Source organism: Cytobacillus oceanisediminis 2691 (genome assembly GCF_007678455.1).
Lineage (GTDB): Bacteria > Bacillota > Bacilli > Bacillales > Cytobacillaceae > Mesobacillus > Mesobacillus oceanisediminis_A.
The window spans coordinates 14,640-27,583 of the sequence record NZ_VEEP01000004.1 but is presented as its reverse complement, the minus strand read 5'-3'; the positions used below and the strand labels follow the sequence as shown (position 1 = coordinate 27,583).

The following is a 12,944-nucleotide window of genomic DNA, read 5'->3' as shown; positions in this document are numbered from 1 at the left end:
ATACCTTCATTCTACACTACTTTACTTTTATATCAAATTGATTTTACCCATTCTTCGGCAAATTGAAGCGCATTGTCGAGTTTTGATGGGTCTTTTCCGCCAGCCTGGGCCATATCGGGACGGCCGCCGCCGCCGCCGCCGCAAATGGCTGCTGCTTCCTTGATCAATTTTCCAGCCTGATAGCCTTGCTTGATCAAATCATCTGTAACAGCTGCAATCAGGTTGACCTTGCTGCCATCTGTCATGCCAAGCAGGATGACTGCAGAACCAAGTTTTTGCTTTAAGTCATCAGCCATATTTCGCAGGCTGTTCATATCAGAAGCCTGGACGCGTGCAGCAAGCAGTTGGACACCGTTAATTTCTTTGACCTGTGATGTTAGGCTCCCTGCTTCAATATTTCCCAATTTAGCAGCAAGGGATTCATTTTCGCGCTGCAGCTGCTTCATTTCTGTGAGCAGTGAATCGATCCTGTTCGCCACTTCCTTCGGAGAAGTCTTCAGCTTACCAGCAGCTTCCTTCAGGATGCCGATCTGGTCGTTAAGCACCTTGTAAGCCGCTTCGCCGGTTACAGCCTCTATCCTTCTTGTTCCAGCACCGATGCCGCCTTCGGATACAATCTTGAACAGCCCGATGACAGATGTATTAGGAACATGGCATCCGCCGCAAAGCTCAAGGCTGTAGTCGCCAACTTTTACGACACGGACAATATCACCATATTTCTCGCCAAACAATGCCATCGCACCCATTGCCTTCGCTTCAGCAATTGGCTTGAAGCTCGTCTCCACCTGGATGCTTCTCCAGATTTTTTCGTTGACGATTGCTTCTACTTGCTCAAGTTCTTCACCGGTTACCTGGCCGAAGTGAGAAAAGTCGAATCGGAGTCTGTCTGGCTCGACAAGTGACCCTGCCTGATTGACGTGCGTGCCCAGTACATCCTTCAACGCCTGGTGCAGCAAGTGTGTTGCGGTATGGTTCTTGATGATTTTTGCACGGTTATCCTGATCGACTTTTGCAGTGACTTCAAGTCCTTTCGAAACAGTTCCTTCCACCACCACTGCATTGTGGAGGTTTTGACCATTCGGAGCTTTCTTGACGTCTTTCACTGACAGCTTGACGCCATTTGCTTGGACTGTACCTTTATCAGCTATTTGTCCGCCGCTTTCAGCGTAGAAAGGTGTGATATCAAGGATGAAATGGATTTCGTCGCCTGCATTCGCTTCCTCAACAAGCTCGCCTTCCTTAATCAATGCAACGATTTTGCTGTTCGTTTCAAAGTTATCATATCCTACGAACTCGCTGCTTTCTTTAATATCGCCCAGAACGCCTCCCTGAACCTGCATGGAACCAACATCCTGGCGTGCCGCACGAGCTCTTTCACGCTGGAGTTCCATTTCTCTTTCAAAGCCTTCGTGGTCGACCTTCAAACCTTCTTCTTCTGCATACTCTTCGGTCAGTTCAACTGGAAATCCATATGTGTCGTATAGTCTGAAGACATCCTCACCCTGGATTTTGCCGCTGCCTTTTTCCTTTTCCTTCTTAATCAATTCAGAGAGAATAGCGAGGCCTTCGTGCAGCGTTTCATGGAAGCGGTCTTCTTCATTTTTGATGACCTTCTGGATAAAGTCGGTCTTTTCTTTTACTTCCGGGTAGAAATCATGCATGATTTCGCCCACTACCGGCACCAATTCAAACATGAATGGCCGGTTGATGTTCAGCTTTTTTGCATAACGTACAGCACGGCGCAATAAACGGCGAAGTACATACCCGCGGCCTTCGTTGGAAGGAAGTGCACCGTCACCGACAGCGAAAGCTACAGTACGGATGTGGTCAGCAATAACTTTGAATGCTTCATCCTTCTCTTTGGACTGTCCGTATTTTTCACCGGAGATTTCCTCAGTTGCATTGATGATTGGCATGAACAAGTCTGTTTCAAAGTTTGTTGGAACATCCTGGACTACAGAAGCCATACGCTCCAGTCCCATACCAGTATCAATATTTTTCTTCGGAAGCGGCGTGTATGTGCCATCCGGATTATGGTTGAATTCAGAGAACACAAGGTTCCATACTTCGAGGTAACGGTCATTTTCACCGCCAGGATAAAGCTCCGGGTCTTCAGGGTCGTTGCCGTATTCAGGACCTCTGTCATAGAAGATTTCTGTGTTCGGACCGCTTGGGCCTTCACCGATGTCCCAGAAGTTACCCTCCAGACGGATGATCCGCTCTTCAGGAATGCCGATTTTATCTTTCCAGATGTTAAACGCCTCATCATCCTCAGGGTGAATCGTCACGGATAATTTTTCAGGATCAAATCCGATCCACTTTTCACTCGTTAGAAATTCCCATGCAAATTCAATTGCTTCTACCTTGAAGTAGTCACCGATCGAAAAGTTGCCGAGCATTTCAAAGAAGGTATGGTGGCGTGCTGTTTTGCCGACATTTTCGATGTCATTCGTACGAATCGATTTTTGCGCATTGGTGATACGCGGGTTTGCCGGAATAACACGGCCGTCAAAATACTTCTTCAATGTCGCTACACCGCTGTTGATCCAAAGCAAGGACGGATCATCGTGCGGAACAAGCGAAGCACTTGGCTCTATGGCATGGCCTTTTTCCTTAAAAAATTCAAGATACATTCTTCTGATTTCAGAACCTGTCAGTTTCTTCATGAAACAAACCTCCTAAATCCTTGTGAAATTTTAGCTTTCAGGGATTTTAGGCAACAAAAAAAGCCCTCATCCCTGGACAGGGACGAGAGCTTGCTCGCGGTACCACCCTGATTATGGACGCAAAAACGCACGCCCATCTCTCAATGACGCTTTAACGCAGCTGCTACGGCAGGTTTTGCCTGCACTCCGGAATAGCCTTCTGTTATCCTTCACCGGGGATTCTTTCAGCCTGGGCAATCCCTCTCTGGACGATGGTCTATAACATACTCGTTCCTTCTACATTTTTCGAATTATTAATCTATAGCCGAATTATATATAGCTGGATTGCGTTTGTCAAACGACTTGGCATAAATTTATGTCGGACGTGCTTTTTTTCTTTCAAGAATGATGTGGTCTTTTGCGTGGATCAGTGCCGCCCTCAAAACAACCAGTACGGGAACGGCCAAAATCAGCCCAAGGATGCCGCCTACTTCTTCTCCTGCCAGAAGCGCGAACATGATCATCAAAGGATGCATATGCAGGCTTTTTCCGACAATCAGCGGGGATAGGATGTTACCTTCCAGGAATTGCAGTGAAAAGACGATCACAAGTGACAGCAGTACCATTTTCATAGACATTGTTGCGGCGATGATGACAGCCGGTATTGCCCCAATGATCGGACCGAAATACGGGATCACATTCGTAATTCCGACAATGGCTCCAAGAAGGAGCGAATACTTAATACCCGCAAGCCAGAAAAACAACGAGGAGAGCACACCGATGATCAGACAGATGAGAAGCTGGCCGCGTATATAGCTGCCGAGCGACTTGTCGACTTCATGAAGAAATCTTGCGCCCGGCTGCCTCCATTGCCTGGGGGTTAAGTACCAGGCTGCCTTTTTCATTGCATCGAAGTCCTTAAGCATGTAAAAGGCAATGAACGGAATCACCGCAATCGTCAAAATGGAATTAATGATTCCCATCAAAACAGACATCGTTCCTGCAAGCACTCCATCAAGCCATTGCTCCATACTGTTGATTCCATCCTCGATCCTCTCATGTATCCCTGCTGGCCATGTCGAGGTCTGGTCAACCACATTGTTAACCATCTGTTTATATTGTTCGGCGAAATATGGGGCGTTCTCCGTCAAATCACGCAGCTGGTGGATTAAAGCAGGAATACCCTTATAAAAAGCAAAACCTGCGCCGCCAAAAAATAAAATATAAATGATCAAAATCGATACTCCCCGGTGCAAGCCCCTTTGGTGAAGGGATTCAACAATCGGGTGAAGCAGATATGTAATGAAAGCAGCTATCGAAAAAGGAATCAGCAATGATATTAATATTTGAAGCACAGGTACCCATAGAGATTGAAGCTTGATAAAAACAAAAAGTACAATAAACAAAAGGAGAAGAAATCCAAGCCGGTAGTACCATTTCATTTGGATATTCACCATGTTCGCCCTCCCTCCTGTTTATTCTTGAAAGAAAGGAAGCGGATTATACCTTTTATTGGTACCGAGGCGGGATTTTTTTAAATAAAAAGGACCGATAATTTACTTTTTATAGCGAGTTTTTAGTTTTTATAGCGACTTTTTAGTTTTTATAGCGACTTTTTACTATTTATAGCGACTTTCGCCATAATATAGCGAACTGGAAATTCCGGAGGTTTTTTTCCATTTCCCCAACTAGAAAATCCCCTGCAAAAAAAACTACAGGGGATTGGTTCCTTTTTTAAAGAAATGCTTTTGTCATTTTTCTGCCTAGCTTCTTCATTTTCCTGCCAGACATCATATTGTTGTTGGAAGCATAGTTATAGGCTGCCATACCTGCGCCAAATGCGATCACGGAGGTTAACATTTTGTTCATGTGTTTCACCTCTTCGGTTTATTTTACATGCCGTATTGACGTTGATCTTCGTCGAATAAGTCATCAAGGGAGCTGAGGGTTCCATCCTCTTCGACTTGATGGGTATGGATCAGACCTTTATTCAAAGACAGCTCTATGAAGCAATTCCAGCAATAATATTGGTTGATGCCAATTTTGCCAATATCCTTGCTTCTGCAATTGGGACAACTTAACATAAGGACACCTCATCTCGGTTTAACTGTCACGATGATGGCATCCTTTCCGATTGCAGGCGGACCGGTTGTCTTGACGACACGCTTTCCATTCATAATATCCGAAAAAAAGCCATCCGTTAGTTCGTACCCTACAATCGTGCCCAATTCTTCCATGAAATATACGTCTTCCAACAAACCTAGCTGTTCTCCATCCCTTGATAACAGGATCTTGCCAGCAAGTCCCTCATTATGCTCGAACGTATATTCAGGCTCTGCCTCCAAATGCTCCAACGCTGCTTTGTCTTTTACCATTACACCATCCCAGCCAAAGGATTCAACCTGACCTATCTTGACCTGAAACGTTTTCTTGATGAATGCACCCTTTTTTACAAGTAAGCCTACAACGCTTCCATTGCTTGAAATGCTCACATCACAAACTTCGCCCAGTTTTTGACCACTCGCCAATTCATATACAGGCAATCCCTTTAAAAGTGAAAATGTCCGCAAAAGTGTGTCCCGCCTTTCCGAACACTCTTAGTTTCCTCCGTCTCGGGCAAATCATGATGTGTAAGGTTTTCCAAAGCGTTTCACTGTCTGTAAAAATAAAAAAGAATCCACATAGCTGCGGATTCTTATGCATTATTCTCTTCCATAAAATCATAAGGAGACACGTTCTCCATTCCGATCATCGGGTCCGCGCTCTTCATCATTTCCAGATAGTCAACCTGCTTACTGTCCTCTTGTGTAGCCGGTAAAGTTACCTTCTCTGTCTGCTTACCGCTCAAATCAGGAAGCATCTCGACTAGCTTTTCAACAAGCGTTGTATTCCGCTCTGTATCTTCTCCGCGTTCGATGCCCATTTTCAAGGCATCTTCTTCGCCAACGAGAATCAGGAATTGCTTGCTTCTTGTGATGGCCGTATAGATTAAATTCCTTCGCAGCATCCTGTAATAACTTTTCACAACCGGAAGTACGACAATCGGAAATTCACTCCCCTGTGATTTATGCACCGAACAGCAGTAAGCATGGGTAATTTGTGAAAGATCTGGACGATTATAAGTTACTTCGATCCCGTCAAAGGAAACAATCAACTGATCTTGTTTTTCTGTGTTTTCCTTTGCGTAAAAAATCGCGACGACCTCACCCATATCCCCGTTGAACACATTTGCTTCCGGCTGGTTGACCAGCTGGAGGACCTTATCGCCGATCCGGTATTTCACATCGCCGAAGGCCAGCTCTTTCCTTGTGCCGTCTGCATTCGGATTGAATAAATTCTGCAAAAGCTCGTTTAGCCGGTCAATCCCTGCAGGTCCCCGGTACATAGGAGCCAGAACCTGGATATTTCTTGGCGAATAGCCTTTTTTCTTGGCATTTGCGACAACTTTTTCGACTACTTGGGGAATCTGGTTTGTCGAACATCTTATAAAAGAGCGGTCAGCCTGTTGGGCAGAAATGTCCTCAGGCAGATACCCTTTTTTGATTTGGTGGGCAAGTTCAATGATTGATGAACCTTCTGCCTGCCTGTAAATATCGGTCAGCCTCACTGTAGGAATCCTGCCGGAATCAAGCAGGTCCTTCAATACCTGCCCTGGACCAACGGAAGGAAGCTGGTCTTCATCGCCCACAATGATAACCTGAATATTATCAGGCAGTGATTTGAACAATTGATGGGCCAGCCAGATATCGACCATTGAGGTCTCATCAATAATCAGGATTTTCCCTTCAAGCGGCTGATCCTCATTATGTTCAAAGCCTTCAGCGCCATTCCAGCGAAGCAGCCTGTGGATGGTTACGGCAGGCAGACCCGTGGACTCGGTCATTCGTTTTGCGGCCCTGCCGGTAGGAGCTGCAAGCAAAAACGGATACGGCTCCTCCTTTTTATAATCTTTTGGCTCTAAGGAACAGCCATGGAGTTCTCCGTATAATTCCACGATTCCTTTTATTACGGTCGTTTTCCCTGTACCAGGACCGCCTGTCAGGATCATCATTGGCGACATCAGTGCTGTCTGGATGGCTTCTTTTTGACTCGGAGCATATTGGACATTGAGACGCTCTTCAAGATTCCCGAGCGCAAGGAGGAATTCGGATTCAGGAAATTGATTTTCATACTCCGTCTGCTCAAGGATTCTTTTGATATTCGCCACAAGTCCCTTTTCAGAATAAAAGAGCGATGGCAAATAGATTCTCTGCTCTTCGGCAATCAGCTTTCCTTCTTCACCAAGCTTGATGATTTCCCTGGAGATATCCGTAAATTCAATCTGGAAATTCTGATTGTCTTCAAGCAGCTTTTTCACATCTACAAGCAGTGCTTCCGCATCCATGAAGACATGTCCGCCCTGTATGCTTGAATTCTCCAGGGTATAAAGGCAGGCAGCCTTGATCCGGTCAGGATGGTTACCCGTCAGGCCCAGTTGGCTTCCAAGTTCATCAGCCCTGCCAAAACCGATGCCCTCAATGTCTTCAACAAGTTTATAGGGATTGTTTTGGATCACTTCAATGGCCTGTTCTTTATATACTTGATATATTTTCATCGACAGCTGCGGGCCAAAACCATAATCGTTCAAAGCGACCATCACCTGTTCAAGGCCTTGATGCTCCATCAGAGTATCATACAAGTCCTTTGCCTTTTCAGGTGCCAGTTTCGGAATCTGGTCCAGAACAGAGGGATTCTCGATGATCCTCGTGATGGCTTTTTCACCAAGAGTCTCAACGATTTTTTCAGCCGTTTTCTTTCCGATTCCTTTAAAAAGGTCACTGGACAAATAGCTGATGATTCCCTGTTTGGACTGGGGAAGGTCTTTTCTGAAATGCGTTGCATGAAATTGGGCGCCAAACTTGGGATGTTCTTTTACTTCACCAAAGAAAATATATGTCTCCTGCTCATGAATCCTGGGGAAGTACCCGGTAATGACTGCCTCTTTATCATCATACTGTTCATTTGTTTCCTCGACCCTGATTCTCAGTACGGTGTAAAGGTTTTGTTCATTATGGAAAATGGTGACTAAATGCTTTCCTTTCATGAACTTCCCCTGCTCTGAAAACAAATCTAGAGAGTCCTGCTTATCCAAAGTTCCTTCCCCCTTTCCGCTGATCCATCGTATTTACTGGTTCTCTTGTCCCTCAATCAATTTCTTTCCGTGGCCGGCCAGCAGATGGTCAGGCTGTACTTCCAATGCGCGATTGAACATTTCAAGCGCTTTTTTGCCATCTTCTTTGAAACCGTAGGCAACCCCAAGATTATAGAGTGCATCGGCATGTCCAGGGTCAAGCATAACTGACTTATCAAGTACGGTTATTGCTTCATCAATAAAGTTTTCCCTCGCAAGGCAGAGCCCGTATTGGAAATGCGCTTCAGCATCATCCTCAAGAAGTTCAGTGCTTCGCTGCAGATATGGCAATGCCAGCTTGCTGTTTTCCATATTCGCAAGGCTCATGCCAAGCATGAAAAAGTTATCCCCGGTTTCGAGACCCTTTTTCAGGGCTAGTTCAAACATACTTTTAGCCTGAGCAAAATTTTGCTGGTCAAAATAAACGCCACCCTTGCTGTAATAGGCAGCAGGGGCATTTTCATCAAGATCGATTGCTTTATCGTAAAAATTCATTGCTCTTTCGGTATCACCTACTGCTGTCAGGACATTCCCGAAATTTATGTATGCAACAGGATCCTTTGGCTGTTCTTCGATCGCTTCAGCGAAAGCCTTGGCAGCCTCTTCCCATTTTCCTTCTCTCATTAAATCAATACCTGTCTGGTTTTTATCCATTTTGAACACTCCATTCTCCATGCCAGTATACCACAATCATGTAATCAAACTCACAAAATAATCCCCGGCGAAGCTGGCCCGCCGGGGATCAATCAGAATTAACCGACATATGTCAATTTGCTTCCGTTTTTGAAAATCTCATCAATCGTTCCGCCGCCAAGACATTCTTCTCCATCATAGAAAACGACAGCTTGTCCTGGGGTAACAGCTCGGATTGGTTCTTTGAAAATCACTTTTGCGGTTCCATCGTCCTGAAGCTCAACCGTTACAGCATTATCAGGCTGACGGTAGCGGAATTTCGCCGTGCACTCAAAGGTCTTTGGCTTTGGCTTGTCGGATACGAAGCTGATATTCACAGCCGTAATGCTGTCTGAATAGAGCAGATCGTTATGGAATCCTTGTTCAACTAGCAATACATTGCGTTCAAGGTCCTTTCCAACCACGAACCATGGTTCGCCTGCACCGCCGATTCCAAGACCTTGTCTCTGGCCGATTGTATAATACATCAGACCGTCATGCTTGCCTTTTACTTCACCACTCATGGTCTCCATATTTCCCGGCTGGGCTGGAAGGTAATTCCCAAGGAACTCCTTGAAATTCCTTTCGCCGATGAAGCAAATGCCAGTGCTGTCTTTTTTCGTTGCTGTGGCTAGATTTGCTTCCTTTGCCAGTTCCCTCACGCGGGACTTTTCCATATCGCCAATGGGGAACAATACTTTTTCCAATTGGCTCTGGTTCAGCTGATTCAAGAAGTATGTCTGGTCTTTGTTCTCATCAAGTCCGCGAAGCATTTTCCGCTCGCCGTCCCGGTCTTCCACGCGGGCATAATGGCCTGTCGCAAGATAATCCGCTCCAAGATTCATCGCGTGCTCAAGGAATGCTTTGAATTTGATTTCTTTATTGCACATGACATCAGGGTTTGGCGTCCTGCCTGCTTTATATTCATCCAGGAAATAAGTAAAAACTTTATCCCAGTATTGTTTCTCAAAATTGACTGCATAATACGGAATGCCGATCTGGTTGCATACGCGGATGACATCTTCATAATCCTCCGTGGCTGTACAGACGCCGTTTTCATCGGTGTCGTCCCAGTTCTTCATGAAGATGCCAATCACATCATAGCCCTGCTCCTTGAGGACCAGCGCAGCGACGGATGAGTCGACTCCCCCGGACATTCCAACCACCACTCTAGTATCCTTCGGTGATTTTTCCATTATGCTTCACCTCACTCTCTTCCTTTAAAACTAGTCTACCCTTATGCCCGTTGGTTTTTCGCGAGCCTCTGGACAATATTAGCTGTATCTGCAGCTGCTTTGTCAATCTGTTCTGGTGTATTGTTTAATCCGAAACTGAAACGGATTGAGTTCGTCAGCTTGTCAGAATCTTTTCCGAACATTGCAACCAGCACATGTGATGGGTCAATGGAACCTGCTGTGCATGCTGAACCACTTGATGCCGCAATTCCGGCCAGGTCGAGATTGACAAGCATGGCTTCGACATTTGTACCAGGAAAGCTTAAGTTTAAAATATGAGGCAGTGAATTATCAAGCAATCCGTTCAGCTGGAAAGAGATTCCGCTCTCTTCAAGCTTGCTGATGAAACGCTTCTGCAAATCCCGATATAAGGCGCGCTTGCGCTCAAGCTCTTGTTGCGATAGCCGAACAGCTTTCCGGAATCCGGCAATTGCTGCAACATTTTCAGTGCCTGCACGCCTCTTCCTCTCCTGTTCCCCGCCGAAAAGCTGGCGAGCCAGCTTAATTCCACCTCGGATATACAGAAAACCAATTCCTTTTGGTCCATTGATTTTATGCGCCGAAACAGAAAGCATATCCACGTTCAATTCTTCTACGCTGAAGTTCTCGATTCCATAAGCCTGGACTGCATCCGTATGGAAAACGGCCTGGTGTCCGGCAAGTCGCTTCCCTATTTCTGCAATCGGCTGAATTGTCCCCACTTCATTATTTCCGTACATGATGGTCACAAGAATCGTATCATCCCGCAGCGCATCATCAAAAGCATTAATGGAAACAAGGCCATTTTCATCAACAGGGAGATAAGTGACCTCAAAGCCCCGTTTTTCCAACTCCTCACAGCTATGCAGGACAGCATGGTGTTCAACCTGCGTCGTAATGATATGCTGCCCTTTTGAGCGGTTTTGTTCGGCATAGCCAATAATAGCGAGGTTATCCGCTTCCGTTCCGCCGCTTGTGAAAATGATATTGTTCCCTTTTGTCCCGATGCTTTTTGCTAGTTCATCACGAGTATCATCCAGGATTTTTCTCGCCTCGCGCCCGAAATGGTGGATGCTTGAAGGATTCCCAAACTCAGATTCCATGACTTTAACCATTTCAGCCAGGACTTCTGGATGCATCGGTGTTGTGGCCGCATGGTCCAAATAGATTCTATCCAAAGTTTTACCCTCTCTTCAGAATATTTTAGTTTATATAGGCTCTGTTCGTCAGCTTTGCATTCAAAAGTCAATGTAAAAACAGCTTTTATATATAAAACATGTACGCATCAGACTCGCCAAAATTATCGGTGTGATTGGCAAGATCTTCAATCGTGGTGTTGTCCAGGACATCTTTTACTGCATCCCTGATACGGGTCCACAGTTCGCGTTTTGCAGGTTCTTCATCCTCAATGCCTTCGACAATACTGATTGGGCCTTCAAGGACCCTGATGATATCGCCTGCTGAGATCTGCGAAGGCTCAGAACCAAGAATATATCCTCCATACGCTCCTCTGATGCTTTTTACCAGTCCGGCATTCCTCAGGGGAGCCACCAGCTGTTCTAAATAGTGCTCTGATAAATCATTCGTTTGCGCAATCGACTTTAAAGAAATTGGCCCTTCGCCAAACTTTTTGGCAAGCTCAATCATAATTGTCAGTCCATAGCGCCCTTTCGTGGATATTTTCATATTGCACCTCTATTCCATAGTTCTTTAAAATGGGTTGATATTTATTTGATATATTCATAATGCCCCATATGGCATTCTCACACTATAAATTTTAACAAAATCCTTAGTCAATAGGTAGGCTTTTGACATTATAGCATAAATTGCATGTACAATGCGCAAGTCCCCCGTTCATGTTATTGTATATATACACGAAATTCCGTTTTATTGGAGCGATGAGCATGAACCTTAAACCTCTTGCTTTCAGGATGAGGCCGCGGACGATCGAGGAAGTGATCGGCCAGTCCCACCTGGTAGCTGAAGGAAAAATCATAAACAGAATGGTCAAGGCGAGACAATTATCGTCAATGATTCTATATGGACCGCCTGGCATCGGGAAAACTTCGATTGCCAGTGCGATTGCCGGGAGCACGAATTTTGCATTCAGGACACTGAATGCCGTCACGAACAATAAAAAAGATATGGAAGTAGTAGCTGCAGAAGCGAAGATGTCAGGGAAAGTCATCCTGCTGCTTGATGAGGTGCACCGGCTTGACAAAGCAAAACAGGATTTCCTGCTTCCATATCTGGAAAATGGGATGATCGTCCTGATTGGTGCCACAACCAGCAATCCGTACCATGCGATCAATCCTGCCATCCGCTCAAGATGCCAGATTTTTGAATTGAAGCCGCTTGAACCAGAGGATATAAAAACAGCTTTGCGAAGAGCGATTGCCGATGAAGAAAGAGGCCTCGGCAACTTGAAGATCGAGCTGACAGAAGAGGCACTTACCCATTTCGCCACAGCCTCCGGCGGAGATGTGAGAAGCTCCTTGAATGCCCTGGAGCTTGCTGTTTTATCCACTGAACCAAATGGAGAAGGTATCATCCATATCGATGAGGGCGCAGCAGAAGAATGCATGCAGAAAAAGAGTCTCTCTCACGATAAAGATGGTGATGCACACTACGATGTCCTGTCAGGTTTCCAGAAGTCCATCAGGGGCAGCGATGTGAATGCGGCTCTCCATTATCTTGGAAGATTGATTGAAGCAGGCGATCTTGTCAGCATCAACCGAAGACTTCTGGTGATTGCCTATGAAGACATCGGATTGGCAAGTCCACAGGCTGGGCAAAGGACACTTGCAGCAATTGAAGCAGCCGAAAGAGTCGGCTTACCGGAGGCAAGGATTCCACTCGCTAATGCGGTGATCGAGTTATGCCTGTCCCCTAAATCGAACTCTGCTTATGCCGCCATTGATTCAGCACTGGCTGATATCCGCTCAGGCATCAGCGGAGAAGTGCCTGATCACTTAAAGGATGCCCACTACAAAGGGGCAAAGGACCTTGGGAGAGGAGTGGACTATCTGTACCCGCATGATTACGAGGGTGGCTGGGTCAAACAGCAGTATCTCCCGGACAGAATCAAAAACAAGGTATACTATAAACCAAAGAAAACCGGGAAGTTCGAACAGGCCATTGCCTCCATCTATGAAAAAATCACCGGACACAAAAAATAAGCGGCAGGACCTTTTTAGAGGTCCTTGCCGCTTTTTCAGCTGTTTATAGGTCTGAAATCGATTT

Annotated in this window: 11 protein-coding genes and 1 other annotated feature; of the genes, 1 reads left to right on the top strand and 10 read right to left on the bottom strand. The window is 45.7% G+C overall.

What is annotated here, in order from left to right:
* Window positions 1-32 precede the first annotated feature (32 nt).
* From alaS to cymR, 10 genes are all read right to left on the bottom strand, one after another.
* Window positions 33-2,666, bottom strand: a complete 2,634-nt coding sequence (gene alaS, locus FS736_RS09210) for an alanine--tRNA ligase (RefSeq protein WP_144476108.1) — start codon at window positions 2,664-2,666, stop codon at window positions 33-35.
* A 75-nt stretch (window positions 2,667-2,741) separates the two neighbouring features.
* Window positions 2,742-2,954: a binding site (T-box leader), on the bottom strand.
* Window positions 2,955-3,019: 65 nt separating this feature from the next.
* A complete protein-coding gene (locus FS736_RS09205; protein ID WP_144476879.1) occupies window positions 3,020-4,099 on the bottom strand; it encodes an AI-2E family transporter in 1,080 nt (359 codons plus the stop codon).
* A 280-nt stretch (window positions 4,100-4,379) separates the two neighbouring features.
* Complete coding sequence (locus FS736_RS09200) at window positions 4,380-4,514, bottom strand: YrzQ family protein (RefSeq protein ID WP_144476107.1); 135 nt, start codon at window positions 4,512-4,514, stop codon at window positions 4,380-4,382.
* Between the two features lie 23 nt (window positions 4,515-4,537).
* Window positions 4,538-4,729: a hypothetical protein gene (locus tag FS736_RS09195; protein ID WP_144476106.1), complete on the bottom strand. Its 192-nt coding sequence runs from the start codon at window positions 4,727-4,729 to the stop codon at window positions 4,538-4,540.
* A 9-nt stretch (window positions 4,730-4,738) separates the two neighbouring features.
* The gene (locus tag FS736_RS09190; protein ID WP_144476105.1) at window positions 4,739-5,215 is read right to left on the bottom strand and encodes a PRC-barrel domain-containing protein; all 477 of its coding nucleotides are present in this window, start codon (window positions 5,213-5,215) and stop codon (window positions 4,739-4,741) included.
* 125 nt (window positions 5,216-5,340) lie between these two features.
* A complete protein-coding gene (gene recD2, locus FS736_RS09185; RefSeq protein WP_144476104.1) occupies window positions 5,341-7,776 on the bottom strand; it encodes an SF1B family DNA helicase RecD2 in 2,436 nt (811 codons plus the stop codon).
* A gap of 33 nt (window positions 7,777-7,809) precedes the next feature.
* A complete protein-coding gene (locus FS736_RS09180; protein ID WP_144476103.1) occupies window positions 7,810-8,469 on the bottom strand; it encodes a tetratricopeptide repeat protein in 660 nt (219 codons plus the stop codon).
* A gap of 98 nt (window positions 8,470-8,567) precedes the next feature.
* Entirely contained in the window at window positions 8,568-9,683 is a 1,116-nt protein-coding gene (gene mnmA, locus FS736_RS09175; RefSeq protein WP_144476102.1) for a tRNA 2-thiouridine(34) synthase MnmA, read from the bottom strand.
* 41 nt (window positions 9,684-9,724) lie between these two features.
* Window positions 9,725-10,879 carry a cysteine desulfurase family protein gene (locus tag FS736_RS09170; protein WP_144476101.1) on the bottom strand — a complete coding sequence of 385 codons (1,155 nt, stop codon included), beginning with the start codon at window positions 10,877-10,879 and terminating at the stop codon, window positions 9,725-9,727.
* Window positions 10,880-10,964: 85 nt separating this feature from the next.
* Window positions 10,965-11,387: a cysteine metabolism transcriptional regulator CymR gene (gene cymR / locus FS736_RS09165; RefSeq protein ID WP_144476100.1), complete on the bottom strand. Its 423-nt coding sequence runs from the start codon at window positions 11,385-11,387 to the stop codon at window positions 10,965-10,967.
* Window positions 11,388-11,605: 218 nt separating this feature from the next.
* Between cymR and FS736_RS09160 the strand changes: the two genes are divergently transcribed.
* Window positions 11,606-12,880 (top strand): replication-associated recombination protein A, encoded by a 1,275-nt coding sequence (locus tag FS736_RS09160; RefSeq protein WP_144476099.1) that lies wholly within the window; start codon window positions 11,606-11,608, stop codon window positions 12,878-12,880.
* Window positions 12,881-12,944: the final 64 nt, after the last annotated feature.